This is a genomic window from Rhodococcoides sp. S146-33, assembly GCF_059489205.1.
Window position 1 is genome coordinate 69,408 of the sequence record NZ_JCAJWY010000006.1, and the last position, 24,673, is coordinate 94,080.

Sequence of the window (24,673 nt, forward strand, 5' to 3'; positions counted from 1 at the left end):
AAGAGGAATGATGACAACACAAGCGACTCATCGCGCCATCGTTCGGCAGGGCAGCCATTCGGCCGTCGAAGTGCGTCCGACGCCGTCGCCCGGGCCGGGTGAATTGTTGATCGCTCCGGAGTCGGTATCGCTGTGCGGCACGGATATTCAGATTGTGCGCGGCGATCGGGACGATCCGTCGCCGATCGTGGGTCACGAGGGAGCCGCCCGCGTGGTCGAGGTCGGTTCCGGGGTATCCGAATTCGCCGCCGGTGACCGTGTTGTCGTCAATCCCACGCACCCGCACGACTCGTCGTTCCTGCTCGGTCACAACGTCGAGGGATTGTTTCAGCAGCGGGTCGTCATCGGCGCGTCCGCCGTCAGCGGCGGATTGGTGTCGCTGCTTCCGCCCGGCTTGTCCAGTGCCCGAGCAACTCTCGTCGAGCCGTACGCCGTCGTTCGGTATGCCCTCTCGTGCCTGTCACGAGAGTCCCCTGAGACGCTCTTGATTTTCGGGGATGGTCTGATCGGTAATCTCGCAGCCACTCTCGCGCCGTCCGTCCTGTTCCCTACCGTGGAGGTCGCGATGGTGCACCGCACCGAACTGGGCACGAAGTGGACGGCCGACTACCTGCCGTCGGTGAAGAACTTCTCCACCGATGACGAGTGGGAACGGGACCTGACCGGATCGGTCGCGGTTCTGGTGGCCACCCATCGCGCCGGGACGGTGGCGTCCATCGATGCGGCGCTGTGTCGCCTCGGAGATCGAGTCGTCGCGGTGCATCCCATCGGCGGGGTGCCGGCCAAGGCGACGTCCGACCTGCTCCCGGGTGTGGACATCGCCGGTGTTCGCCAGGCGAACACCGGCGGCCCGACGCCGCCCGCGGTTACGACGTTCACCCGCGGCTCGCAGCGGGTGGCGATGACGGGCAATCGGGGCGTGACCAACCGTCAACTCACCGCAGCAGCAACGGCATTGACCACCGGCGACGACTCGATCGACAGGCTCCTCACCCATCGGCGCGGAATCGACGAGGGGACGGCCCTGATGAACGTCATCTGCGAGCAACGAACGAGAGTCGTCGACGGTGAACTCGTGATCCGGTTGGTGGTGGACCTCACGAGCGAAGGCTGACAGAAACCCGCTTTGGACTATTCGTCGACTTCGACGCCGTATCTGACGGCCAGCTCAGCCAACCCGTCGTCGTAGCCCTGGCCGATGGGTCGGAAGCGCCAACCGCTCCCCCCGGCGGTAGATCTCTGCCAACAGCATCGATTGTTCCGTTGTGGCCGCATCGAGCACCGCTGTGGCGACCATCGACTCGAGCCCATCGAGCGATACCGAGACCGGGGCTAGTTCGGTGTACGAGTCTGTCGTCGCCACGACCACGCAACGGGTTGACATGGCCTGCCATTGGGCGGCAGCACGATTGCCCGCACTGACAAAGTCTCCCGAGATTTACGGGTAACTCACCAGGCGTTCTGCGGCCGCATCGGTTCCGAGTTCGCCTCGTGCCGCCGGGTTGTCGATGTAGAACCGAATCCACTGTTCCATCGCCGCCGGGTGGACATCGAAGCGTCTGCAGTCGAGTTCGATGTACTGACCTTTCGGCAAAACTTCGATTCTCCAGAACAATGTTGTGAAGCGCCGGTTCATCTTCGCCAACTCGTCGACCCTCACCAGAACCAAAGGGTACGACTCCACAACCGCAGCGCTGTCTCGGATGTCCACCCACGGGACCTGGATGTCGAATGCCCAGCCGCGGTGCCGAATACCGTCGTCCGAGAGCTCGAGGAAGCCGTTGCGAATACTGCGCAACAGGATTGGAATCAAGAACGAGGCCATGGACAATCCCATTGCCGCGAGGACCCATCCCACCCCACCCGAGGTGAAACCCATCGCGATCATGCAGGTCGACAGTGAGCTGACTATCACGACGAGCAACCTCAAGCCCACCGGGTTGTAACGCACAGTCGATCCCTGTACCCACTGGCGGACGTCGGAGCCTGTCTTGACAGACGGCACGTTGGTCCACGCGAAAGCGGCTGTGCTGAAGCAGAACACAGCGAATCCGAAGGTCGGCAGCGCGGAAGCGACCATCCCCTCCACGACACTCACCACGCACAAGTACAGAGCAATCAGGGCCGCGACCCCGAAGATCGCGCTGCGAGCGATCATCGACCCCGGCGACGCCACCCAGCGTCGCAGTTCGCTGGGCCGCACGTCAGAAAATCGCATCCCACGCCCCCGTCGCCAACTCTCCGATTGCCGACCCCGTGTCGGCAACTGCCGCAGCCCCGTCACCGATCGCGTCGCCGGCGCTACCCAAACCTTCTGTAAGCGGGGCAGACTGGGCCAGCCGTAGATACTTCGCCGCTTCCTCGGCGAGAACGTCTGCGCGCTTCGTCAGCAGGGAGACGTGCTTCGAGGCCAGGCCTTCGGCCGCTCCGCCGAGTAGGTCGGAAGCGATAATGAACCAGCTCTCGGTAACCTCCAGCCATACGTTCTTCAGTGTTTCGCCGGCCAGGGTCTCGATCTGTCGCGCCGCATCGGCACCGTGTGATGCCGCTTCGTACGCAAGGCGATGCGCGTCGGACTCCGCACCGGGGTCGAGAATGAGGTGACCGCTGAGTGTCAGGCCCGCCGCGGCCGCATCGGTCCGAACATCTGCCATCCGAACGTGTGCGTTCTGGAGTTCGGTGGCAAAGGCATCAATCGCGGAGGCATAGGTGCGGGCCGCGGCCGCCATATCCACAGTTCGCTGCGCGCCGTCAGTCAATTTCTCGCACGCGAGTCGAGATGCCGGCCCGTCCCAGGCCGAATCGACGGTGTTCCGAATGGAATACATCGTTTCGCCGGTGACGTCGATGTTCGACGCAAGTTGGTCGCGTAGCCATCCGGCTGCCAAGCGGACCGAACCGGAATCGCCGTTCACGTGGGTATCGACGGTCATCGCTGCTCTTCCCACAGGGCAACATTGACCTGGTCGGCCGCGGCCAGGTCTTGTTCCGAGTAGCGATCGACACTCTCCGAGACGACGTCGCCGAAACCCGCGAGCGCCAGGCTCAAATCGCCGGCAGACTCGACGGAAATCGACATGATCCCGAGAATCGCTGCAGTTCCTACGCCCCCATCGACATCGCCGGGGATCGACGTTGCCAGCGTGTCCACGTAGGCGGCCGCCTCGGACATCCGTGCCGCTTCGGACTGCACGGCAACTGGGTCCACGAACAGGGCCATGACGTCGACGACCATTCACTCCGCGGATCGACGACGTCGAGAAGTACAAGATCGAATGGCGCGCCTTCGCGAACCGTTGCGAGCCGCTCCGTGGGCATCACCAGCCATGGTTCATCCGGACCTACACAGGTGTGCAGCCGGTCCAGTGCCGAGAAGACGAGCAACGCGGATCGCCCATCGCGCGTGGTCCGCAGTTTGACTGTCGCTTCGTCCGGCGTGGTCACCGATTCGACGCACGGCACGTAGACCACTGGTGGAAAATCAGTTGGAACTGTTATTTCTGTCCCTCCCCCAACGCGGCCAGATCGCCGCCCCACAGGATCAGACGCAGTAGGGATCGCGCCGGTTCCACTGACAGGCCGGCCCTTTCGGAGGCCTGGTGGACGGCTTCAGCGAGACAACGCCTGCCAGGTCGCCTCGCCCGCGCGATATCCCGCCTCGAACAGCCATGGCCACTCGGAGAAGTCCTCGGGATCGACCACCACTGTCTCGACGCCGCCGTTCCCACGCCGCTTGGGCATGTTCTCGGGATGAGACGGGAACCGATCTTTCAAATAAGCCGGCTCGAGACTCTGCCGAAATATCAACCACGTACGCGGTGTAAAACCCACTGCTTCAGCACGTTTCGCCAGGTCGATCCAGGTCTCACTGTTCGCATATCCACCCTCGAGCACCAGCCTCCGGGTTTCGAGCATCGGAAATGCCCCGAACCATATCGGTGGATAGCTCAGCAGTGTCTGGCACCAGGCACGACGGCGCTCGGGCGGAATGGGTTCCCACTTGGCCTGCGCTGCTGCGAGTTCGTCTCTTCCGGACATTGTTCACCTCATCCTGGAGGTGCAACCCTCCATCGACTTGCGGTCCCGCGGTTGCGGGATACGCCGGTTCTTCCCCTGGGGCACCCCTGTCGATGGAGACGGGGTTGCCGAACAGCCGGCCAGGTACCTACGGCTATTGCTCTTGAACCTTCCTCGACAATAGCCGAGGGGTACGACATGGATCGGCCGATCAATTGGATCGCCCCGAGCTCAGATCGAGTTCAGGCTCAGTAGTCGTCGATGCACGGGGCGGTGCGTACGACGGCGAACTCGGCCCCGATGCGTGGCCGACGCTCAGCCCCGACTGGGGTGCCTGCGCCGACACGTCGGCTCAATCACCGATCGACCTTCACGACGCCACAGCCGCCGATCTTCCTGCGCTCCAATGCGCCTACAGCACAGGCGTTATCGCCCTTAAAAACACCACACATACGGTGCAGACGGATGAGACACCAGGATCGGAGGTGATCCTCGGGGACAAGCACTTCGCGCTGACACAGTTCCACCTCCACGAACCGGCCGAGCACGAACTCGACGGCGTCCGCCACGACGCTGAGCTACATCTGGTGCACACCGCAGAGGACGGAAGCATCACCGTCGTCAGCGTCCTGATCGACAAGGGGGTAGCCAACGCAGCATTGAGAAACTACGTCGAGAAACTGCCTCCCGTCGGCGAGATCGCGGAGCTCACTGATTTCGATCCCAGCGCCCTGGTACCTACCGATCGGACGAACGTGCGCTACTCCGGGTCCCTCACTACTCCCCCATGCACAGAGGGCGTGCAGTGGATTGTCATGACCACGCCGGTGCAGGCCTCGGCGGAGCAACTCGACGAATTCCGCTCCGTGATCGAACAGAACGCTCGTCCACTGCAGGAGCAAGGCAGCCGAAAGGTCCACTCGACGCCGAAGGAAGTTGACTGGTCAGCGTCCGCGCCAACCCGGCAGGCGTCACTCGCAGCAGCCGCAGCGGTGTTCGTCCGATTCGGTGCGGGTGGGTAGAGGCGCGCAGCAGGTATCGCCTTTCCACGCGTTCATTCCCTCCTTTGTGGCGAGACCTGCAATGACGAGGGCAGCTACAGGGTCGGCCCACGACCAACCGAAGAGACTGTTGAGGAGTAATCCGATCAGGAGAACGGCGGAGAGGTAGGTGCACAGCAAAGTCTGTTTCGAGTCTGCGACGGCGGTGACGGAACCCAGCTCACGTCCGGTCCGACGTTGAGCCCATGAGAGCGTCGGCATGATCACCAAACTGACTGCTGCAAGGACGATTCCGACTGTCGAATGCTCGGCGGCTGCGAATCCGAACAGTGCGCGAACGGCATCGAGTGTGACGTACGCAGCCAGCCCGAAGAACGAGAATGCGATGACTCGTAGTGCGGTCTTCTCTCTCGCCTCGGGATCCTTGGCCGAGAACTGCCATGCCACAGCCGCTGCCGAGGACACCTCGATGATCGAATCGAGGCCGAACCCGACCAGTGCGGTCGACGAGACACGAGCACCCTCGGCAATGGCGATGGCGGCTTCGATCACGTTGTAGAGGATCGTCGCCGCGACGAACCAGCGAATGCGCGTGGACAGAATGGCGCGCCGCTCGTTCGAGGGCGAGTTCGGCGGCGATGACATGCCCAGCCCGGCGGGCATCAGCAGCAGCCCTCGGTGGTCGAGGCCGGGCAGCAGGTCGGGTCGACCGCAAGAACAACTTTCAGCAAGTCCTCCAGCGCCAGACCGATTTTGTTGTCCGCTAACTCGTACCGGGTCCGGCGTCCGTCCGGTACGGCAACGACCAAGCCGCAGCCACGTAGGCAGGCGAGGTGATTGGACAACTTCTGTCGCGTCACACCCAGCGCGTCGGCGAGTTCGGCCGGGTACCTCGGTGTGTCTTTCAGCGCCAGCAGCACTCTGGTGCGGGTTTCGTCGGACAGCGCGTGGCCGAACCGTGACAGCACCGACACGTTGGTCAAGAGATCCATGTCAAAACGGTACATCATTTTCTGTATTCAGAAAATCGTGAACCTCCAGGGTTCTTGGTAGCGGGAGCGGTAGTGCGGCCATCACGATCGCAGCCTCGCCCCGGCGGAAGTAGCCGTCGGGAACACTCGAGTGGATATGCGTTCCGTGCCGGGGCGGCAGCAGTCATACCGGAGCAGCCGACCCCACCCCCCGCAGGCGCGAGGATGAAGACAAGACGACGGGCGACAGCCGCGCCGCCTACAGTTGCGATGGTGACTGCCTCGATCGACGCGGCTGGCCAGGGACGTTTGACCTCAGGGGAATTCGTGATCGAAAGAGGAAGCCTATGATCATCACCGGGTTGTTCTTCGCCGAATACGCGCGAGCCTCCAACGACATGCTCGACATCCTCGGCGGAGTCTGGGATACCTGCACAGTTCCACGCGACACCCGCATGCTCGAATGCCGACTGGTCGCACTGTTGCAAACAGGACCAGACGACATCGGTAAGGACTTTCCCACCACACTCGAGGTGCTCGACGCGAAGGGCGAACACATCGTCAATCAGCGAGGCCTCCAGATTCCGGGTGCCGGCTTCACCGGCGAAAATCGGTTCTGGTTCCTGCCGATGCAGATGGTGTTCCGCGACGAAGGACGGCACAACTTCATCCTCAGCGCCGGTGGAGCCACAGCGAGCGTCGGGCTTCGCATCGCCTTCGGCTGACGTCTCGTGCTCGCAACCACGCTGATGCCTCGGAGTTTGACGAGCAGGCAACACCCCGGCCGAATTTCTCTACGCAGACCGGACATCCGTCATCATTGACGCGTGATCAAACAGGCAATCGGTTTTGGTGTGCTCGGCGCGGTGATTGCAGTGCTGGGTCAGTCGGTGACCGGAAATTCGGGGTACTCGGCGTACGTCTCCGGCGGCTCGTTCTACGGTCCGGATACCGCGTTGGGGCCGTGGGTACGGCCCGTTGTCGCCGCTGTAGTCGGCGCAGTGGTCGGCTTGCTCGCAGGCCTGGTGCTGTACCTGTGCGGCTTTCGATTCGCCGTCGATCCCTCTCGCCGAGTAGGGCTGGTCGCCGTTGCCGGTCTGATCGGCGTGACGCTGGGTATGACGCCCGTGCTGATTCTGGTCGGAACGAGCTTTTCAGGCCCGAGTTCGAGCGTGTCGACCGAATACCTACTGCCGATCTACGCAGGCACCGGAATCTTGGCTTATATTCTTGGAACCATCTCGGTTCAGTTGCTGCTCAAACTAATTCACGATCGCCAGTCGACCCGAACCACCAAAATTGTGGCTGCCTTTCTCCCGATTGGAGGTGTCCTCGCCACCCTCGTCGGAATAGGGACTGCTTGGGTTCTCGGCTTCTCGACGTCAGCATCCACCTTCGTCGCCGTGATCGTGGCGGTGCTGTGCGTTCTCGTGGCAACCTTTGCGCTCGCGCGGGCACGGGCCTTGCGCACGACAGCGTAGGAACTCGAAGATTCCGTCACGCGCACAACTATCCCACCACCCTCGACGCGAATGGCGAACACACCCTCAGTACCCGTGGGGCCACAGCGAGCGTCGCGCTGCGTATCGCATGCGGCTGACACAGGGCGACCGGAATGCGGACTCCGTAGCATACCGATTCCCGCGTAAACAACGCTAGGCTTAACTACACTTAAGTGCATCGAAGTACATTAAGACTGTCGTTGCCACTACGTCAGGATTCGCATCGCCTTCGGCTGACATAAATTGTTGATCGTCTCCCGCGCGGCTCCTCGCTCCACCACTCGTCGAGCGGTTCGGGCAACGGCCTCGTCGATCAGAAATCCCTTGCTGTCCACCGCCACACCGGACTCCGCACGTTCCAAGTCGGCCAACAGTTCCTCGGCTTCTCGTACCTCCAACTCTGACGGCACGAACACCGTTCGCACAGGCTCGAGTTGAGCCGGATGAATACACGCACGACCGACAAAGCCGAGACAAGCAAGCGTTCGGGTGTCGGTCTCGAACGCATCGGCATCGCGGAAGTTTCGTGACACAGCGGCCGGCGGCGGATCGATTCCGGCCGCCACGCTGGCCGCGACCACCTGAGCACGCACGAACGACATCGACTCCGCGGAGCCGTCGACGCCGAGATCTGCGGCCAGGTCCACCTCCCCGATCTGAAGAAACTTGACCCGCGGGGCACGGGCAATCTCGAGAGCCGCGAACACTCCCGCGGCAGTCTCGATGAGAGGCGAGACGACCGCGTCACTGCCACTCAGTAGAGCGTCGGCCTGCTCCACCTCGCGAGCCGACGACACCTTCGGCAGCCAGACACCCGTCAGGTTCGGGTGCAGCACGGCGCGAATATCTGCCTCTTGCAACGACCCCGGGTTCACCCGCACCCAAATCTGCACGTCACCCGGATCGCAGGCGGCAACCCACGCAGCAACCGTCGCACGGGCGTGATCCTTGTTCGCCGCGGTGACGGCGTCCTCGAGATCCAACACCACCGCGTCCGTGCCCGACGCCAATGCTTTGTCGAAGCGCTCCGGCACGTCCCCGGGTACGTAGAGGTACGTCAGAGCCGATCTCATCCGATCACTCCCGTGCCCGCAACAAGGGACTTGGCGATGACGGTGCGCATGATGTCGTTGGTGCCCTCACCGATGGCCATCAGTGGGGCGTCACGGTAGAGGCGCTCGACCACGAACTCGGTGGAGTATCCGTAGCCACCGTGAATACGCATGGCTTCGAGGCTGGCGGTGATGGCGGCTTCGGAGGCAAAGTACTTTGCCATGCCGGCTTCCATGTCCACCCGCTTGCCCGAATCGGCCTGCGATGCAGCCCAGTACGTCATCAGACGTGCAGCCTGGAGCTGGGTCGCGATGTCGGCGATCTTGAGCTGAATGGCCTGGAACTCAGCGATGGGCTGACCGAATGCGGTGCGCTGCTTGGCATATTCGAGGGCAGCGTCATAGGCAGCCTGTGCGATTCCGACGCTGCGGCCGGCAATGTTCAGCCGGCCGATCTCGAGACCGGACAGCGCTTGCTGCAGACCACGTCCTTCCACCCCACCGAGCACTGCGTCGACGGGAACCCGCACATCGGTGAAGGTGATCTCACACGATTCGGTGCCCTTGTAGCCGAGCTTGCCCATGTCGCGCTGCACCTCGAAACCGTCGGTCGTGGTGTCGATCAGCAGCAGCGACATGCCCTTGTGTGCCGGCGTGGTCGTGGTGTCGGTCTTCACCAGTACCGGAAGCACATTCGCGTGCCGCGCGTTGGTGATCCACGTCTTGGCACCGTTGACGATGTAGTGGTCGCCGTCGCGCTTGGCGGTGGTCTTGATGCCCTGCAGGTCGGTTCCGGCACCGGGCTCGGTCAGACCGACACCCGTACGCCATTCACCGGTCGCGAGCTTGGGTAGCAGGGTCTTCTTCTGCTCCTCGGTCCCGTGCTTGCCGATCATCCAGCACGACAGGTTGTGGCTGCCGAGGATTCCGGCGACTCCCATCCAGCCGCGGGCCAGCTCTTCGTACACCAGGGTGAACGAGACCTTGTCGAGGTCGAGGCCGCCGTACTCCTCCGGCGTCGTGATGCCGAACAGACCCATGGCCTTCATGTGCTCGACGATCTCGGTGGGGTACCGCCCCGTCTTCTCCCACTCGTTCGCGACCGGGATGATTTCCTTGTCGACGAAGGTGCGCAATGCTTTACGGAAGGCCGTCTGCTGCTCGTCGTACGTGAAGTCCATGATGATGTCCTGTCGATTGAAGTGTCAGGGCGCCGGCGCGAGGGCTGCGGCGAGGTCGAGGATGGCGGTCAGATCGGTTTCGTCGACCAACCCGAAGACGCGGTCGGCCAGCTCGGTGGCGCGAGAGTCGTTTGCGCAGTTGCCGAGAAACTTCTCCAGCAGGCGGTCGTCGCTCAGCGGGAACCCGGCGGAACCTTGACTGCCGCCGACGGAGGCGTCGAGCACCCGTCCGTCGGTGAGCGTGAGAACCGCCCTGCCCGACGCGGCCGCCGCGGGAACCTCCGACGGGAGGTTCGTCACCCGCACCTTGCGGGCGGTGACCAGAACGTCCTTACGCGCGATGGATTCGTCGGTGTAGGTCGAGACGGTGATGGCTCCGTCGTGCAGTAATGCCGCCACGCTCCACGGGAGGTCGAACTTGCCGTCGTACGTACTGCGCGGTGAGGCGACCCCGGTGTTCGGTCCACAGACGAACGGGCTCGAATCGGGGTGAACGAAGACCTCGATGTCGTCGACATCACTGGCCTGCACTGCATTGTCGCCGAGCGCTTCCGACACCGCATCGAGCGTCACGTGCATCAGCTGGCAACTGGGGTACGGCTTGATGCCGATCCGGGTGGCTTCCCACCGCGTGCCGAGTCCCTCGGTCAGTGCCGCAAAGTTCGTTGGCCGATCGGTCAACGCAGCATAGATTCCGCGTCGACCTTCGAGAACCGACGACGGGCCGGTCGCACCGGCTGCGGCGAGTCGGGCGGCGAGAACACCGTTCATGCTGGCCGATCCGGGATGCAGCGCCTTGGTGTCGGCGTCGGTATCGAGAAACTCGAGCAGTCCCGAACTCGACGAACCGGCGATCCCCAGAGCGTTGACCAACGTCTCGGTGTCGAACTTCGAGAGGTGCCCGGCGACGAGTGCGGCCGTCAACGGGCCCACCGCTGCCGTGGCGTGTACGCCCCGTGCGTGAAACCCGTGCGGACTGACTTCACCGAGACGACAGGCGGTTTCGAGCCCGAGGGCAGCGGCAGTCAGCACATCTGCACCCGACGCCGACACCTGCTGCCCGACGGCGAATGCCGCAGGAAGAGATACTGCCGTCGCGTGCACCAGAGCGCCCGCATGCGTATCGTCGAAGTCCAAAGAGTGCAGCATCACCCCGGTCGCGAAAGCGGCTGCCGGCGCGGACAGGCCTCGGGTGCCGGTGAGAGGCCGCGCCTCCGGTGGGCCGCCGAGAGCGTCGGCTACCGTCCAGCCCGGTCGGCCATAGCCGAGCCGCTGAGCCGCAACGGTATTACCGACGCCATCGAGCAGATGCCGCGCGGCCGCGTGCCGGACGTTCTCGGACAGATCGGCGACGGTGACACCCGATGCCCACTCCGCCAGAATCGTCGAGGTCACGCCCGCACCTCGTCCTTCGCCGTACCGAAAGCGCCCTCCGCCTTCAGTTTCGCGATGCGTTCGTCGTCGTAACCCAGTTGGTCGCGCACGATGTCGTCGAAGTGCTCGTTGCGCTGCGGCGCTCGGCGATACTGCTTGGCCTCGGCACCGAAGTTCACCGGTGAGGCGACCTGGCGCACGGTGTTGTACACCGGATGCTCGGTCTCGACCACGAGATTGCGTGCGAGCGTGTGCGGTTCGGTCAGAGCGTGCTCCACGTCGTTGATCGGCCCGGTAGGTACACCGGCCGGGCCGAGCTTGGAGAGCCAGTGCTCGACAGTATTGGTAGCGAACACCTCTTCCAGGATCGGCAGCAGTACGTCCTGGTGCTTGCCACGCAGCGAGAAGTTGGTGAACCGCGGATCGGCACCGAGATCCGGCCGGTCGATGGCGACGACGAGCCGGTCCCAGAACTTCTCCTTCGCGCAGCCGACGATGAGCCAGCCGTCCGTTGCCTCGAACGCCTGGAACGGAACCAGGGATGGGTGAGCAGAGTTCTTCGTACGGATCGGCTCGAAGCCGGCGTTGAGATGCCACGTCGCGGGATACGTCAGTAGCGACATCGCCGTGTCGTACAGCGAGACGTCGCAGTCACCACCGATGCCGTCGCGTCGAGCAGCGTGCAGTCCCGACAGCAGCGAGATCGCGGCGACGAATCCACCGGAGTAATCGACCAGCGACAGACCTGATTTCGTGGGCGGGCCGTCCGGGTCGCCGGTGACGCTCATCCAGCCGGCGAGACCCTGCAGAATGTAGTCGTAGCCAGGCTCCTTCGAGCGGGGGCCGGTCATGCCGAAGCCGGTGAGGCTGCAGCACACGATCGCGGGATTGAGATGCTTGAGCTGGTCGTAGGTGATGCCGATTTTCTCCGGCACGTCACCACGCAGGTTGGAGTAGACGGCGTCGCTGGTACGAACGAGATCCTCGAACACCGCTCGCCCACTGGGCGTCGAGAGGTCAAGGGAGAGTGAGCGTTTGTTGCGGTTGAAGCTCTCGAAGAACAGCGAGTCCTCACCCTCGTTGTAGGGCGGGACGTAGCGGCCGACGTCGCCGCCGACGCTGGGGTCCTCGATCTTGATGACATCCGCGCCGAGGTCGGCGAGGTGCAAGCTACCGAACGGACCTGCGCCGTACTGCTCGAGGGAAATGATGCGTACGTCTTCGAGTGGCCTCATGCGTCGGAATCCTTAGTCTGGGGAAGTTCGAGCGGTCCGTTCTGCGCTTCGGGGAAGTAGTTCTGCCCGATGCCACTGTCGCGGGTGGCGACCATGACCGAGCGCTTCCACGAAATGACCTCGACGCCATCCTGATTGAGGCCGCGGGTGATCATCGAGACGATGCCGGCGTAAGGGCGTGACTCGGACTTGCGCAGGCCGGTGCAGATGCTTTCGGCGTACAGGGTGTCGCCGGCGTAGACCGGGTGGGACATCTTGATGTCGGTGAAGGCGAGGTTCGAGATCGCGTTCTGACTCATGTCGATCACCGAAAGTCCCAGCACCACAGAGACTGTGAAGCCGGAGTTGACGATGACCTTTCCATCGGTGATGGGGTTCTGCGACGCCAGATGCGCGTTGAAGTGGTTCTGGTTGGTGTTGAGCGACAGCAGCGTGATCCACGTGTTGTCGGTCTCCGTGATCGTCCGCCCGAAGGGATGTTGATAGACGTCCCCCACGGTGTAGTCGTCGAAGAAGCGCCCCAGAACGGCCGGATGGATTGCCACCGTGTCTCCTCGTGTCGGTTTGGCGAGTGCCTTACCTAGACCATAAACATCAGATGTTTATGGCGTCAAGGGTTCGAGAAAACCGGTAATCAGCAATCTTCACGTGAATCGACTCGGTAAAGAGCAGATGTTTACGGGTTACGGAGTCGGTCCATCTGTCGGTACGAGTCACCGAGGTGGTCGAGATGCTTACGCATCAGATCCATGGCGGCCATCGAGTCACCGGCCTCCACCACGTCGAGCAGTCCCCGGTGGTCGCTGTCGACGCATTTCCAGAAGCCCTCGGGAGCGTGGTCGCGGCCGAAACGGCCGGACAGGACACGGAAGACGGGTGCAGTAATGAGCTCGAGCAGGGGGTTGTGGGCTGCGCGCAGCAAGACGAGGTGGAATTCCTGGTTCTTGGCGAAAGTCTCGGGCCCCTGCACTTGATTGGGGTCGAAGATCGTCGCGTTGAGCTGCTCGAGATGCTCGTCGGTGCGGCGAAACGCAGCGATGCCCGCGGCCGGCACTTCCATCAGGTTGCGCACTTCCATGAGCTGGTCAACGGTGACGGTCTCGGCGGCGGCCATCAGAGCCACACCGGTTTCCAGATGCTCACTGATATGTCCGACGCTGGGGACGGCGACGAAGCTTCCACCGGTCACTCCCCTGGTCGTCTCGATCAGATTCTGGCTGGCCAGGGACCGGAGGGCTTCACGAATAGTGCTACGCCCGACGCCGAATTCGGCGGTGAGCTCGGCTTCGCCGGGTAGCCGCTCTCCTGGCTGCAGCTCACCGGAGAGGATGCGGCTCCGAAGATGGCCGGCGAGAACCGCATACGCGGGGACGCTCTTGGCGGTCGCCTTGAGCGGAGCCGATTGGGCCACGTCTTCCCCCTGATGTCGCTCGACTGTTTCTACTGACCGGTCGGCTCGAGCTTAGCGTGACCGATGCCCCGAGATGCGGAGATCGCAACCCTCGATACATCCGCTTTTTACCAAGAAAACACGCACAACGGCCCGGATCCAGGCCAATATCTGGACAAAGCCGACGCAATACATCAGAGGTATTGCTTTTCCCGTCGATCATCAGCACTATGACTCATGTCACCTCAGCAGTGACCCCACGACTTCGTAGGACACGCGGAGCACGCCTTCCCGCTACCCTCGGGCACCGACAGAACGGACGCAGCATGAAACGCATTGGAGTCGACGTCGGCGGCACGTTCACCGACCTCGTCCTGTGGGACGACGACGGCACGGTCGTCGTGCACAAGACCCCGTCCACCAATCACGACCCCTCGATCGGCACGATGGACGGCATCAAGGTTCTCGCCGAACGTGCCGGGATCGACCCGTCCGAAATCGACATGTTCTTCCACGGCACCACCGTGGCCACCAACATCGTGCTCGAGCACAACGGCTGCGACGTCGGCATGATCACCACCGAGGGCTTCCGCGACCTGCTGCACATCGCGCGCAAGAAGCGTCCTCTCAATTACTCGAATTACCAGGATCTTCCGTGGCAGAAGTGGCAGCTCGTGCCGCGACGCAACCGTCGGGTGGTCCCGGAACGTATCGATGCCGCAGGAAATATTCTGACCCCGCTCGACGAAGATGCTGTGCGCGAACAGGTTCGACTGCTACGTGAGCGAGGCGTGCAGGCCATCGCCGTCGCATTCCTGCACGCGTACCGCAACCCCACCCACGAGCAGCGCGTGCGAGCCATCATCGAAGAAGAGTTCCCGGGCGTCTTCATCTCCCTCTCCAGCGAAGTGGCCCCGCAATACCGCGAGTACGAACGCTTTTCGACCGCAGCGCTCAACGCCTTCATCGGACCGAAGACCTCGAAGTACATCGAGAATCTCGCCGGTAAGGCCAAGGCAGCGCAGGTCGGCGAAGACGTGCACCTCATGACCTCGGCCGGCGGACTCGTCACCTCTCGCAGCGCCAGCGAAATCCCGGTCTCACTCCTGACCAGCGGTGTGGTCGCCGGCCTGCTCGGTGGCTGCGCCATCGGTAAAGCGTCCGGTTACCCCAGCGTCATCACCCTCGATGTCGGTGGCACCTCCGCGGATGTCGGCGTGGCCCCGGACGGCGCGCTGCGGATGAAGCATCTGCTCGATACCCGGATCGGTGACTATCACGCGATGGTGCCGATGGCCGAGGTCGACACCATCGGTGCCGGAGGCGGATCCATCGCCGTGGTCGACGACGGGGGCATGTTCCGCGTCGGACCACGCAGTGCGGGTGCAGTTCCCGGACCCGCCTGCTACGGACACGGCGGCACCGAACCGACCTCCACCGACGCCATGGTGATGATGGGGTGGCTGCGCGAGAAGAGCTTCCTGTCCGGAACCATGGAGGTCAAGCCCGAGCTGGCACGCGAGGCGATTCAGACTCACATCGCCGACAAGCTCGACACCCCTCTCGACGACGCCGCGATGGGCATCTTCAAGATCCTCGCCCATTCCATGACCGAGGCGATCAGCCTGCACTCGGTCCGCAAAGGCTATGACCCGCGCGACTTCTCACTCATCGCCGAAGGTGGAGCGGGGCCGCTGTTCGCGTGGCAGATCGCCGACCAGCTCGGTATTCCGCGCGTGATCGTGCCCGGTCACCCCGGCATCACCTCCGCCGTCGGCCTGCTCACCACCGACATCCGCTACGAGGAGCCGACGACGGTGTGGACGTCGTCTGCAGACCCGAACATCGAACTGCTGCAGGAGCAGGTCGAGCGCCTGTCCGCGCTCGCCGTCGCGCAGCTCGAGAAGGACGGTGTTGCGGCCGAGAACATTTCGCTCGAACGCAGCGTCGACTGCCGTTACGTCGGCCAGGGCTACGAGTTGCGCGTCGCTGCGCCGGACGGCGAGATCGACGACGTGTGGGTCAAGACCGTCGCCGAGGCATTCCACGACGTTCACGGACGCACCTACTCACAGCGGTTCGACGACAAGCCCGTACAGCTGATCAACGTCCGTGTCACCGGTGTGGGTGCGGTCCCCCACGTGCAGATCGCCGACATCGCCGTGGGCACCGCCGACTCCTCGGCCGCAATCAAGACGACCACCAAGGCGCTGTTCTGGCAGGACGAGACGTCCGCGCCGCAGTGGGTGGACACCCCGGTCTACGAACGGTCGTTGTTGTTGGCGGACAACGAGATCGAGGGTCCTGCGATCGTCGAGCAGTTCGATTCCACCACGATCATCGGCATGAATCAGCACGCCACCGTCGACGCCGTCGGCCACATCATCATCGAGAGGAACCCCGCATGAGCAAGGCGCTGATGCCCACCACCGGAGTGTCACTGGCGGGCGAATCCACTCGAACCTGGAACGACGTCGAGGTCGATCCCATCACGCTGCGCGTCATCGGCGGAGCCCTCCAGTCGATGGCCAAAGAGATGGCCCAGGTGCTCTACCGCATGGCGTACTCCTCGCTCATCCGAGAGTCCGAGGACCTCGGCGCGGGCATCTTCGACATCAACGGACGCGAGCTGTGCGAATCGGATTCGACTCCGATGCACTGTGGTTCGATTCCCGCCTACATCAAGGGCGTCAACCGTCGCCTCGCCGGAACGTACAAGCCCGGAGACGTGGTGCTGCACAATCATCCGTACCACGGAGCGGCGCATTCTCCCGATTACGGCGTGATCATTCCGATCTTCTGGCAGGGCGAGCACATCGGCTTCGCCGGGTGTACCGGGCATGTGTCCGACGTCGGCGGCAACTTCCCCGGCCTGTGCATGGACGTCGTCGACGTCTGGGCCGAGGGCAAGCTGATGGACTCGATGAAGATCTACGAGGCCGGGGTCCGCAACGACTACCTGATCCAGCACATCCTCGACAATGTCCGCACCCCGGAGCAGAACCGCGGCGACCTCGAAGCGTTGATCGCGTGCTCACGGATCGGCGAGAAACGATTCACCGAGCTGCTCCAGAAGTACGGCCTCGACACCGTCATGAGTGCGGGCGAACGCTGGATGGACTACTCCGAGTCCATGCTGCGCAGAAAGATTCGCGAGATTCCCGACGGCAGCTACACCGCACCGATCGGCTACCTCGACGACGACGGCAAGAACCGCGGCGAACCACTCAAGGTGGCCGTGCGGGTGCAGGTCGAGGGCGAGGACATTCTCATCGACCTCACCGGCTCGAACAGCCAGGTGCCCACCGCGTTCAACGTCCCGTTCGAGGGTTCGGTTCTACCGGTGGCCGTCTCCGCCATTCGCACGATTCTGCTCGACGAGGATCTGACCGAGGAATTCGTTCCTCAGAACGACGGGTGCTTCCGTCCGGTCAAGGCTTATGCCCCGGAGGGGACGATCTTCAACCCGGACTTCCCCGCGTCGTGCTTCGCGCGGTTCTCTCAGGTGAACCGGGTCTTCGACTCGATCAACCTGGCTCTGGCCCCGGTACTTCCGGACCACGCCATCGCCGGATCGTCCGCCGCCCTGTGTGCCATCGCCTATTCCGGCATCGCGCCGGACGGCGAATCCTATTGGGTCTACATCGAAATCAACGAGGGCTCCTACGGTGGCCGCAACGGCAAGGACGGCATGGACGCCGTCGACGCCCTGATGGCCAACACCCGCAACAACCCCATCGAGGAGCTCGAGCTCAACCACGCCATGCGTGCGTTGCGGTACGAACTGCGCGACGAGGCTCCCGCACCGGGCAAGTGGCGCGGCGGTATCGGCAGTGTGCGCAAGTGGTTGATGGAGACCGATACGTTCCTCGGTTCCGAGGCCGACAACCGATCGGATCCGCCGGCCGGAGCTCTCGGCGGACACAACGGCGTGTCCGGCTCGTTCACCAGGAACGCCGGGACCGATCGTGAGGAAGTGTTGTACTCCAAGGTCACTCAGGAGACGATTCGTTCCGGTGAGACGCTCGAGATCAAACTGCCCTCGGGCGGTGGCTTCGGAAACCCGTTCGAGCGTGATCCGTTCCAGGTGCTCAGCGACGTCTGGGACGAGTACCTCACCGAGGACGATGCTCGACGCGACTACGGTGTGGTCGTGAACACCGATTCGTGGACGGTCGACGAGGACGCGACGGCCGAGCTGCGCGCCCGGAGCGCAGCCTGATCGAGCACGGGACCTTCGGCGGTGTCGTCCGGTGGATCGACGACCGGAACGACACCCCGGGGCCCCTGTCCGGCCTGCGCATCGGCGTCAAGGACAACATCGACGTGGACGGCGTCGAAACCACCTGCGCGTCGGAGTTCTTCGAGCACAACGTCGCCGACGCTGATGCCGAGGTCGTCACCCGCCTACGTGACGCAGGTGGGTCGGTGGTCGCGAAACTGAACATGGCCGAGTTAGCCGTCGGCGTGACCTCGCAGAACTCGGCTGCAGGACCGTCGTACAACCCGTGGAATACCGCTCGGGTCCCCGGCGGATCGAGCGGCGGTTCGGGGATTGCCGTCGCCGCCGGGTTGGTCGACGCGTCCCTGGGCACCGACACCGGCGGGTCGGTGCGCCTCCCCGCCGCGGCGTGCGGGATCACCGGTCTCCGCCCCAGTTGGGGATCGATCAGCAACGACGGCGTGTTCCCCGTGAGCGAGCAATTCGACACCGTCGGCCCGATGGCAAGGTCGGTCGCCGAGGTGAAGGCTCTGTTCGATGTCTTGTCCCCCATTCCGTCCGAACCATCAGCCGTGACACGCATCGGTGTCCCCAGCGTCTTCCTCACCGCGGACGTGGATCCGGGCGTCGCGCAGACCGTCGCAGCTGCGGTGTGCACGTTCGCCGAGCTGGGGTACGAGATCGTCCCCGTCGAACTGGGGCATGCCGCCGATGCCCAGGACATCGTCTACACGATCGTCTACAGCGACCTCGCTCGCCGCCATCGGCACCGGCTCGACACCGAGCCTTCTCGCTTCCAGCCCGCGACGTACGAGCGAATAGCGTTCGGCCTGAGCATCTCCGAGTCCGACCGTGACCGTGCACTCGCCGGCCGCGATCGGTTCCGTCAGGCCATGACCGCCACGTTCGAGAGTGTCGATGCGGTGCTGACCCCGGCCATGCCCGTCGATGTTCCCCCGAGGGACGGGGGCGACGACGTTGTTGCCCTCTCGCGCCGGATGGGACAATTCACGTACCCGTGGTCGTTGCACGACGGCCCGACGCTGGCTCTGCCGGTCGGGTTCCACCCGTCCTCGGGCATGCCGGTGGGTGCGCAGCTCACCGCTGCTGCGCACCGTGAGGGCGCGCTGTTCGGCGTGGGCGAGCGCTATCAGTCGGTAACGGACTGGCATCGAGCCACGCCACCAAATACATCTGATCTTTAACTCGTGCCGTGTGGTCAATCGATGGGCTTTGTCCGGATTTACCTCACCTTGACGCCTAAAACATCTTATGTTTAAGTGGTTAGCAGCTGTTACGTACGTCTCACTACGGGTGGGCCTGCGACAGCCGACACTCCCACTTCGGCACCGTCACGCCGATCAGCAAGCGAGGACGCAGATGCATTTACGCCGAATCACCTCGATCATGACAGCAGTGGCGCTATCCGGCGCGCTGGTGGCGTGCGGATCGGCTCCCGGCCCCGACGCGGACCCCGCCAATCCGGTCACGATCGATGTCACCGTCTCGGCAGCGGCCGAAATCTACAGCATCCCTTGGCTTGTCGCGCAGAAGCAGGGACTGTTCGAGAAGCACGGTGTGATCGTGGAGAACATCGTTCCGGGCAAAGGCGGCAGCGCGACCATGCGCACGCTGCTCGACGGCAACATCCCCATCGGTGAGGTCAGCTACCCGTCGATCGTGCAGGCGGACGCGGCCGGTTCCGAACTGCGCATCGTCGGCGGCGGAACGCAGGGGCCGTACCCGATGAACTTCTACGCGCTCGCCTCCAACCCCGACATCAACTCCATCGAGGACGTCCGCCGGTGGGCCTACACCCGGCCCAACTCGGCGTCCGATGCTCTGACGCGTCTGCTTCCCTCCGTTGCGGGCGTCGACCCGAGCCGGATCGAGCGGGTTGCCTCCGGCGGTATCGGCGAGGGCTTCGCACTACTCGAAGCCGGCAACGTCGATATCGCCCTCGTCCCCTCCATCGTCGCCGAACAGCGACCCGAGGACTTCAAACTGATCGTCAGCAGCCCCGACTACATGTCGCGGTTCCTGCAGTCGACGATCACCACGACCAAGGATTACGCCGCGAGTAATCCCGGCGTCGTGCGCGCCATCAATGCCGGTTACACCGAGGCGGTGGCGTCGATCAAGGCCGATCCTGTTGCGGCAGCGCAGATTTATGCGGATTACACCGGATTCGATGTGGAGTCAGCGACCGCGGTGGTCGAGCGCGCATCCTCGGTCGACACCTGGGGTGGCGGCTTCGACGCCGCGTCGGTCGAATCCGCCCAGGACGGCGTGGAAGCGTCCGGGAGCGATCGAGTACCCAACTTCTGCACCCTGTTCGACCCGGACTTCCTCGCCGCGGGAGTAGAGAACGATGTTCCCGGCGACTGCGACTCCTGACCGCAATTTCCCACCACCAGAAGGTAGCGACGTGACTCACGCAGCGACTCGACCCCGCCCCGACACCACCTCCGCCATCGCCGTCGCCTCGTCGGTCTCGCGGCACTTCGGTGATGTGACCGCCCTCCATGAGATCGACTTGTCCATCGGCCGAGGAGAATTCGTCTCCGTCGTCGGTCCCAGTGGCTGCGGCAAGTCCACCCTGCTCGAGGTGTTCGCCGGACTCCAGGATCACGATGGCGGCACCGTGCAGGTCGACGGGCAACCGCTCACCGGCCCTCGATCCAAGACTGCGGTCATCTTCCAGGAATCGGCGACGCTGCCCTGGCGGACCGTCCGCGACAACGTCGCGTTCGCTCTCGAAGTCCGAGGTGTCGGCAAGAAAGAGAGGCGCGCCCGCGCCGACGAGCTGCTGAACACAGTGGGGCTGAGCAAGTTCGGCGACCATTACCCCACCCAGCTGTCCGGCGGTATGCGCCAGCGTGTGGCCATCGCGCGCTGCCTGTCCATGGAACCCGACCTCATCCTGGCGGACGAGCCGTTCGGTGCTCTCGACGAACAGACGCGACTGGTGATGTCCTACGAGCTGCTCAAGATCGTCGAGAAGCTCACGTGTGGAGTCCTGTTCATCACCCACAGCATTCAGGAAGCGGTATTGCTGTCCGATCGTGTGCTGGTGATGAGTGCGCGGCCCGGTCGATTCATCGACGAGATGGACATCGACCTGCCCCGTCCGCGCTCCGAGGACGTTCTCGCAAGCCCAGCGGCTACTGCTCTGCACGAACGCATTTGGTCGAGTCTGCGCGACGAGGCCAAGAAGACGATGAGCATCGAACCATGAGTGCGCCGACGCGCGAGAGCAACCGCGCCTCCGTAGTTCCCGGATACATCCGGCCGGCCCCCTCCACCCAACTCGGTCTCCCCGCATGGGGCTGGACCGTACTCATCCTCGTCGCGGCACTGGTGGCCATCGACATCTCGGCACGGTTCTTTGCATCACCGCTCGACATCGTGCCGGTGACCGATATGATCTCGACGTCGCTGAGCCTGCTGACCGACCCGGACTTCCTCGTCGACGAGTTGGGCCGGACGCTCGGCATCATCGTCCTCGCGTTCGTGCTCAGCTCCGTACTCGGTGTCGCCGCCGCATACGTATTGTGGCGGTACGAGCTGTGGGACAGAGCATTTCAGCCGTACCTCAACGTCTACTACGCCGTCCCGACGTTCGCGCTCTACCCCATCATGGTGGTGCTGTTCGGTGCCGGTGTGGCTCCGATCGCCATTCTGTCCACCATCTTCGCGTTCGGTGTGGTCGCGTTGAACGCACGCACCGGCTTCAACTCGGTATCGCCGATCGTCACCAAACTCGGCACCACACTGATGCTCACACGGTGGCAGTACTTCAGATCGGTTCTGCTTCCGTATGCGTTGCCGAGCATCGTGACCGGGCTCAAGCTCGGGCTCTCGTACGCCGTCATTTCGGTGCTGGCCAGTGAGTTCATCCTCTCGACCCAAGGACTGGGCCACTTCATCTCGATCGCCTACGACGGATTCGACATCGCCGACATGTACGCCGGGATCCTCATCGTGGCGCTGATTGCTTTGCTCTCGACCTCGCTGATCTCGCTCGCGCTCAACCGATTCGATTGGAGGCGCCGCTGATGAGCAGCACCTTGGACAGAGTTGCCACCACCCCGACCGCTCCCCCGAAAGCCGCCTCATCCGCTAGCCGCACCAACGCTCGACGGTTCCTGCCTCCCGTCGTCGTTGCCGTTCTCGCGGTGTTGATCTGGTGGGTCTCGGCCGTTCTGGTCGACAGTCTCATCTTCCCGACGCCTGCCGAGGCCATGCGTTCTCTGGTGCAAGATCTAAGCAACCCAGACTTTCGAGTCAACGTCTATGACTCACTCCGCATCCTCGTGCTCGCGTTTCTGGCCAGTACGGTCGTGGGTTCACTGCTTGGCCTGACGCTGGGACTGAGTCCGTTCTGGACCCGAACCATCGCCCCGATCGTGTACTCGATCAACAGCATTCCGAAGATCGTGCTGTACCCGATCTTTATGTCGTTCCTCGGGATCGGCGCATTGAGTCGCTTCGGCTTCTCGTTCTACGCCGCGTTCATCCCGATGTTCCTCGTCGCCGTCGAGGCCACAGCATCTGTCCAGAGAATCCACCTGAAGATGGCGGCATCGCTTCAGGTGAGCTGGCCCCGGCTGATCCGTCAGATCGTCATCCCCGCGGTGCTCCCGGCACTGGCAACCGGTATGCGCATGACCTTCGGCTTGGCGTTCCTGGGACTGCTTCTGGCCGAGATGTTCTCGTCGTCCAGCGGCATCGGTTACGAACTCTTGCGCAACGTCAGCCTGGTGCGGATGGAAAACATCATGGGCACGGTTGTGTTGATCCTGGTGATGGCACTGCCTCCCACCATCGCCCTGCAGTGGTTGGAAAGTCGTGTCACCTCGAAGTATGGAGGTCGATGAACTCGACGGCATATGCCGGAAAAATGCGCGAAATCAGATAATCTTTTTTGCCGCTGGATCACTTGGCGCTTTGACAGTGATAGCTTTCGTATCTCTCACCACCTCTGCGACCAAATTATTTGGAACACCTGGATGAATGAGGATGTAATCGCCCGCGCCTAGCACCACGCGCTTGTCTCCGACCTCAGAGTGCAACTCTCCCGATATAATGTAAGTCCATTCCGTGGTTGCGCTCAGCTTTGCTGAATGAGACTGGCCCTCCCCACTGGCAAACTCCCAGTATTTCACTTCTAGACTTTCTGTATATCGGTCACTTTCTTCGGATCCTTTCTCGAAAAAGCTTCCCACAGTCCATCCATTCCTGGCCAGCTGCGCAGCATCATCACTAAGCGAACCGGCAACGAAACCACTCATCAGAACTCCTCCGAAGCTTGGGAAAGATACTCGCACACCTTAGCTCAGCGACAGTTGATGCGCTACGCTCGCGACATCGGACTGACAACGGGGGATAGAGATGGAAGTAGTAGCGCTTGTCCTCGCACTGGTCGCCGGTGGGGCCGGGGCTCTTGCCACCTGGTATGGACGAAAGCCCTACCACGCACAGCGTGGCGACGAGTCTAGAAGCGCGTTCGTAAACGAGCGACGTCTACTTGGAACGCGACGGGCAGAGCTCACAAAACTAGCAATTCAGTACTATCCTAGTCATCAAAGCGCGAATTTCCCTGGCATGCTTTCGAATTCGCAATGGGTACCGGCCATCCCATTTCGATTAGAACTGTTACGTCTCAGCTACGATACCTCGGGCTTCAGCGAAGACCCATCCAACCGGTTTGCGTCTCAGACTAAGAAGACTCTACTGCCGAAAAACACATCTGGTGAACCTTTCGCGACATACTCCGAGGCACTTGAGTCACTAGCACGGCCTAATCTTTTCAACAACCTAGCCTGCTACCGCCTTAAACGCGCAGAATTTTCCTCGAATCCACCTGCGATCTCAGTAGGATTAACGAATTTCTTCGATGGGATTAATGAAACGGAAGCGATCGCACATGAGCTAGCCCGCGCCTACCTCAAGTATGGCATCAAAACTTTGAATTCATCAAAAGCAAAGGACCTTCCCTTACGGCAACTATTCTCCGACCCATTTGACACCAAAGGCCGGATCGCGATCTTCTCCGTTTCTGCATTGACTATCAAACTGGGCGCGGATCCGACTTTCCTACTGCATGCGAGGGACTCGGCTAAAGTTGCGATGGCCGGAAGTTCTTTACATCTAACGCCGTCGGGGGTCTTCCAACCGACGGCCCAAGACCCATCCACGATCGAGCGCGACCTTTCGCTCTGGCTGACACTCTGCCGCGAATATGCCGAAGAATTTTTGGGGACTCCGGAAGCTAGCGGCGAGGACGGCGTTGCGCTATCTTATTTCGAGGACGAGCCCTATGCCTCAATCAATATTGCATATAGCCTTGAGAAGATCCGTGTTTTTGTACTCGGGATGGGCACCGACCCTCTGACGCTTTGCCCGGAAGTTGTCACGGCCTCGATCATAGACGGAGACACCTATGATGAGATATTCGAGGATATCCAAACTGAAAACGATGAAGGAAGAATGCGTGGAGAACGCATGCTAGGCGGCAAGATCGTGGGCTACCCCTTTACGGAGAAGGGAGTGTCCGAACTACTCCTGCGCGCAGACCTCTCGCCCGCGACACGTGCTGGGCTCGAAACCGCATGGAGGAATCGAGCCCAGCTGCTGCCTTGAACATGTCGCTAGCAGTGGTGAGCCGGACGCTCGCTCGCGGGTAGTTGCCGGGCGGTGAGTTCGCCGGGATTGAGCTTGCGTCC

General features: G+C 62.7%; 26 protein-coding genes, 1 pseudogene and 1 riboswitch. Of the genes and pseudogenes, 12 read left to right on the plus strand and 15 right to left on the minus strand.

Annotation, left to right across the window (positions count from 1 at the left end):
- Positions 1–10 precede the first annotated feature (10 nt).
- Complete coding sequence (locus tag AC5WEY_RS21325; RefSeq protein ID WP_495647426.1) at positions 11–1,114, plus strand: alcohol dehydrogenase catalytic domain-containing protein; 1,104 nt, start codon at positions 11–13, stop codon at positions 1,112–1,114.
- Positions 1,115–1,131: 17 nt separating this feature from the next.
- Here AC5WEY_RS21325 and AC5WEY_RS21330 read toward each other — a convergent pair.
- The 6 genes and pseudogenes from AC5WEY_RS21330 to AC5WEY_RS21355 form a co-directional block, all read right to left on the minus strand.
- Positions 1,132–1,243, minus strand: a pseudogene (locus AC5WEY_RS21330) (TerD family protein); the annotation flags it as partial.
- Positions 1,244–1,438: 195 nt separating this feature from the next.
- Positions 1,439–2,218, minus strand: coding sequence for a hypothetical protein (locus AC5WEY_RS21335; protein ID WP_495647427.1), 780 nt, complete (start codon positions 2,216–2,218; stop codon positions 1,439–1,441).
- Complete coding sequence (locus tag AC5WEY_RS21340) at positions 2,205–2,933, minus strand: hypothetical protein (protein ID WP_495647428.1); 729 nt, start codon at positions 2,931–2,933, stop codon at positions 2,205–2,207. The genes AC5WEY_RS21335 and AC5WEY_RS21340 overlap by 14 nt, the downstream gene beginning before the upstream one ends.
- Complete coding sequence (locus tag AC5WEY_RS21345) at positions 2,930–3,220, minus strand: hypothetical protein (protein WP_495647429.1); 291 nt, start codon at positions 3,218–3,220, stop codon at positions 2,930–2,932. Before AC5WEY_RS21345 ends, AC5WEY_RS21340 begins: the two co-directional genes overlap by 4 nt.
- Positions 3,103–3,537, minus strand: coding sequence for an SseB family protein (locus tag AC5WEY_RS21350; RefSeq protein ID WP_495647430.1), 435 nt, complete (start codon positions 3,535–3,537; stop codon positions 3,103–3,105). The genes AC5WEY_RS21345 and AC5WEY_RS21350 overlap by 118 nt, the downstream gene beginning before the upstream one ends.
- 72 nt (positions 3,538–3,609) lie before the next feature.
- A complete protein-coding gene (locus AC5WEY_RS21355) occupies positions 3,610–4,038 on the minus strand; it encodes a mandelate racemase/muconate lactonizing protein (RefSeq protein ID WP_495647431.1) in 429 nt (142 codons plus the stop codon).
- Between the two features lie 28 nt (positions 4,039–4,066).
- A riboswitch (SAM riboswitch) is annotated at positions 4,067–4,186 on the minus strand.
- A 46-nt stretch (positions 4,187–4,232) separates the two neighbouring features.
- Between AC5WEY_RS21355 and AC5WEY_RS21360 the strand changes: the two genes are divergently transcribed.
- On the plus strand, positions 4,233–5,039 hold the full coding sequence (locus AC5WEY_RS21360; protein ID WP_495647432.1) for a carbonic anhydrase: 807 nt from the start codon (positions 4,233–4,235) through the stop codon (positions 5,037–5,039).
- Here the strand turns inward: AC5WEY_RS21360 and AC5WEY_RS21365 are convergent.
- On the minus strand, positions 4,989–5,681 hold the full coding sequence (locus AC5WEY_RS21365; RefSeq protein ID WP_495647433.1) for a cation efflux transmembrane domain-containing protein: 693 nt from the start codon (positions 5,679–5,681) through the stop codon (positions 4,989–4,991). The genes AC5WEY_RS21360 and AC5WEY_RS21365 overlap by 51 nt on opposite strands.
- Positions 5,681–6,010 carry an ArsR/SmtB family transcription factor gene (locus AC5WEY_RS21370; protein ID WP_495647434.1) on the minus strand — a complete coding sequence of 110 codons (330 nt, stop codon included), beginning with the start codon at positions 6,008–6,010 and terminating at the stop codon, positions 5,681–5,683. The genes AC5WEY_RS21365 and AC5WEY_RS21370 overlap by 1 nt, the downstream gene beginning before the upstream one ends.
- Positions 6,011–6,336: 326 nt before the next feature.
- Here AC5WEY_RS21370 and AC5WEY_RS21375 point away from each other — a divergent pair, with 326 nt between their 5' ends.
- Both AC5WEY_RS21375 and AC5WEY_RS21380 read left to right on the plus strand, forming a co-directional pair.
- A complete protein-coding gene (locus AC5WEY_RS21375; RefSeq protein WP_495647435.1) occupies positions 6,337–6,714 on the plus strand; it encodes a DUF6941 family protein in 378 nt (125 codons plus the stop codon).
- A gap of 102 nt (positions 6,715–6,816) precedes the next feature.
- On the plus strand, positions 6,817–7,470 hold the full coding sequence (locus tag AC5WEY_RS21380; RefSeq protein WP_495647436.1) for a hypothetical protein: 654 nt from the start codon (positions 6,817–6,819) through the stop codon (positions 7,468–7,470).
- A 227-nt stretch (positions 7,471–7,697) separates the two neighbouring features.
- Here the strand turns inward: AC5WEY_RS21380 and AC5WEY_RS21385 are convergent, their stop codons facing one another.
- The 6 genes from AC5WEY_RS21385 to AC5WEY_RS21410 all read right to left on the minus strand — a co-directional run bounded on the left by AC5WEY_RS21385 (position 7,698) and on the right by AC5WEY_RS21410 (position 13,744).
- A complete protein-coding gene (locus AC5WEY_RS21385) occupies positions 7,698–8,564 on the minus strand; it encodes an HpcH/HpaI aldolase/citrate lyase family protein (RefSeq protein ID WP_495647437.1) in 867 nt (288 codons plus the stop codon).
- Complete coding sequence (locus AC5WEY_RS21390) at positions 8,561–9,724, minus strand: acyl-CoA dehydrogenase family protein (protein WP_495647438.1); 1,164 nt, start codon at positions 9,722–9,724, stop codon at positions 8,561–8,563. The genes AC5WEY_RS21385 and AC5WEY_RS21390 overlap by 4 nt, the downstream gene beginning before the upstream one ends.
- Positions 9,725–9,748: 24 nt before the next feature.
- Positions 9,749–11,119, minus strand: coding sequence for an MmgE/PrpD family protein (locus tag AC5WEY_RS21395; RefSeq protein WP_495647439.1), 1,371 nt, complete (start codon positions 11,117–11,119; stop codon positions 9,749–9,751).
- Positions 11,116–12,333: a CaiB/BaiF CoA transferase family protein gene (locus AC5WEY_RS21400; RefSeq protein ID WP_283549586.1), complete on the minus strand. Its 1,218-nt coding sequence runs from the start codon at positions 12,331–12,333 to the stop codon at positions 11,116–11,118. The genes AC5WEY_RS21395 and AC5WEY_RS21400 overlap by 4 nt, the downstream gene beginning before the upstream one ends.
- A complete protein-coding gene (locus AC5WEY_RS21405) occupies positions 12,330–12,878 on the minus strand; it encodes a MaoC family dehydratase (protein WP_032368993.1) in 549 nt (182 codons plus the stop codon). Before AC5WEY_RS21405 ends, AC5WEY_RS21400 begins: the two co-directional genes overlap by 4 nt.
- A 131-nt stretch (positions 12,879–13,009) precedes the next feature.
- Complete coding sequence (locus AC5WEY_RS21410; protein WP_222059271.1) at positions 13,010–13,744, minus strand: FadR/GntR family transcriptional regulator; 735 nt, start codon at positions 13,742–13,744, stop codon at positions 13,010–13,012.
- Positions 13,745–14,049: 305 nt separating this feature from the next.
- On the opposite strand from AC5WEY_RS21410, the gene AC5WEY_RS21415 reads away from it, so the two are divergent.
- The 7 genes from AC5WEY_RS21415 (at position 14,050) to AC5WEY_RS21445 (ending at position 22,825) form a co-directional block, all read left to right on the plus strand.
- The gene (locus tag AC5WEY_RS21415; protein WP_495647440.1) at positions 14,050–16,131 is read left to right on the plus strand and encodes a hydantoinase/oxoprolinase family protein; all 2,082 of its coding nucleotides are present in this window, start codon (positions 14,050–14,052) and stop codon (positions 16,129–16,131) included.
- On the plus strand, positions 16,128–17,945 hold the full coding sequence (locus AC5WEY_RS21420; RefSeq protein WP_495647441.1) for a hydantoinase B/oxoprolinase family protein: 1,818 nt from the start codon (positions 16,128–16,130) through the stop codon (positions 17,943–17,945). Before AC5WEY_RS21415 ends, AC5WEY_RS21420 begins: the two co-directional genes overlap by 4 nt.
- Positions 17,891–19,150 (plus strand): amidase, encoded by a 1,260-nt coding sequence (locus AC5WEY_RS21425; protein ID WP_495647442.1) that lies wholly within the window; start codon positions 17,891–17,893, stop codon positions 19,148–19,150. The genes AC5WEY_RS21420 and AC5WEY_RS21425 overlap by 55 nt, the downstream gene beginning before the upstream one ends.
- Before the next feature lie 202 nt (positions 19,151–19,352).
- Positions 19,353–20,342: an ABC transporter substrate-binding protein gene (locus AC5WEY_RS21430; RefSeq protein WP_495647443.1), complete on the plus strand. Its 990-nt coding sequence runs from the start codon at positions 19,353–19,355 to the stop codon at positions 20,340–20,342.
- A 76-nt stretch (positions 20,343–20,418) separates the two neighbouring features.
- Complete coding sequence (locus AC5WEY_RS21435; protein WP_051365403.1) at positions 20,419–21,183, plus strand: ABC transporter ATP-binding protein; 765 nt, start codon at positions 20,419–20,421, stop codon at positions 21,181–21,183.
- Entirely contained in the window at positions 21,180–22,004 is an 825-nt protein-coding gene (locus tag AC5WEY_RS21440) for an ABC transporter permease (protein WP_495647444.1), read from the plus strand. The genes AC5WEY_RS21435 and AC5WEY_RS21440 overlap by 4 nt, the downstream gene beginning before the upstream one ends.
- The gene (locus AC5WEY_RS21445) at positions 22,004–22,825 is read left to right on the plus strand and encodes an ABC transporter permease (protein ID WP_495647445.1); all 822 of its coding nucleotides are present in this window, start codon (positions 22,004–22,006) and stop codon (positions 22,823–22,825) included. Before AC5WEY_RS21440 ends, AC5WEY_RS21445 begins: the two co-directional genes overlap by 1 nt.
- A 33-nt stretch (positions 22,826–22,858) precedes the next feature.
- Here AC5WEY_RS21445 and AC5WEY_RS21450 read toward each other — a convergent pair whose 3' ends face one another.
- The gene (locus AC5WEY_RS21450; RefSeq protein WP_495647446.1) at positions 22,859–23,239 is read right to left on the minus strand and encodes a cupin domain-containing protein; all 381 of its coding nucleotides are present in this window, start codon (positions 23,237–23,239) and stop codon (positions 22,859–22,861) included.
- Positions 23,240–23,552: 313 nt separating this feature from the next.
- Here AC5WEY_RS21450 and AC5WEY_RS21455 point away from each other — a divergent pair, with 313 nt between their 5' ends.
- Complete coding sequence (locus AC5WEY_RS21455) at positions 23,553–24,590, plus strand: hypothetical protein (protein WP_495647447.1); 1,038 nt, start codon at positions 23,553–23,555, stop codon at positions 24,588–24,590.
- Positions 24,591–24,673 lie beyond the last annotated feature (83 nt).

Excerpts from the sequence above, each read along its gene's own strand:
- AC5WEY_RS21445 (WP_495647445.1), top strand. The coding sequence starts at position 22,004 with ATGAGCAGCACCTTGGACAGAGTTGCCACCACCCCGACCGCTCCCCCG.
- AC5WEY_RS21325 (WP_495647426.1), top strand. The coding sequence starts at position 11 with ATGACAACACAAGCGACTCATCGCGCCATCGTTCGGCAGGGCAGCCAT.
- AC5WEY_RS21390 (WP_495647438.1), bottom strand. The coding sequence starts at position 9,724 with ATGGACTTCACGTACGACGAGCAGCAGACGGCCTTCCGTAAAGCATTG.
- AC5WEY_RS21345 (WP_495647429.1), bottom strand. The coding sequence starts at position 3,220 with ATGGCCCTGTTCGTGGACCCAGTTGCCGTGCAGTCCGAAGCGGCACGG.
- AC5WEY_RS21385 (WP_495647437.1), bottom strand. The coding sequence starts at position 8,564 with ATGAGATCGGCTCTGACGTACCTCTACGTACCCGGGGACGTGCCGGAG.
- AC5WEY_RS21340 (WP_495647428.1), bottom strand. The coding sequence starts at position 2,933 with ATGACCGTCGATACCCACGTGAACGGCGATTCCGGTTCGGTCCGCTTG.
- AC5WEY_RS21335 (WP_495647427.1), bottom strand. The coding sequence starts at position 2,218 with ATGCGATTTTCTGACGTGCGGCCCAGCGAACTGCGACGCTGGGTGGCG.
- AC5WEY_RS21415 (WP_495647440.1), top strand. The coding sequence starts at position 14,050 with ATGAAACGCATTGGAGTCGACGTCGGCGGCACGTTCACCGACCTCGTC.
- AC5WEY_RS21370 (WP_495647434.1), bottom strand. The coding sequence starts at position 6,010 with ATGGATCTCTTGACCAACGTGTCGGTGCTGTCACGGTTCGGCCACGCG.
- AC5WEY_RS21355 (WP_495647431.1), bottom strand. The coding sequence starts at position 4,038 with ATGTCCGGAAGAGACGAACTCGCAGCAGCGCAGGCCAAGTGGGAACCC.
- AC5WEY_RS21450 (WP_495647446.1), bottom strand. The coding sequence starts at position 23,239 with ATGAGTGGTTTCGTTGCCGGTTCGCTTAGTGATGATGCTGCGCAGCTG.
- AC5WEY_RS21455 (WP_495647447.1), top strand. The coding sequence starts at position 23,553 with ATGCTTTCGAATTCGCAATGGGTACCGGCCATCCCATTTCGATTAGAA.
- AC5WEY_RS21420 (WP_495647441.1), top strand. The coding sequence starts at position 16,128 with ATGAGCAAGGCGCTGATGCCCACCACCGGAGTGTCACTGGCGGGCGAA.
- AC5WEY_RS21375 (WP_495647435.1), top strand. The coding sequence starts at position 6,337 with ATGATCATCACCGGGTTGTTCTTCGCCGAATACGCGCGAGCCTCCAAC.
- AC5WEY_RS21430 (WP_495647443.1), top strand. The coding sequence starts at position 19,353 with ATGACAGCAGTGGCGCTATCCGGCGCGCTGGTGGCGTGCGGATCGGCT.
- AC5WEY_RS21400 (WP_283549586.1), bottom strand. The coding sequence starts at position 12,333 with ATGAGGCCACTCGAAGACGTACGCATCATTTCCCTCGAGCAGTACGGC.
- AC5WEY_RS21440 (WP_495647444.1), top strand. The coding sequence starts at position 21,180 with ATGAGTGCGCCGACGCGCGAGAGCAACCGCGCCTCCGTAGTTCCCGGA.
- AC5WEY_RS21365 (WP_495647433.1), bottom strand. The coding sequence starts at position 5,681 with ATGCCCGCCGGGCTGGGCATGTCATCGCCGCCGAACTCGCCCTCGAAC.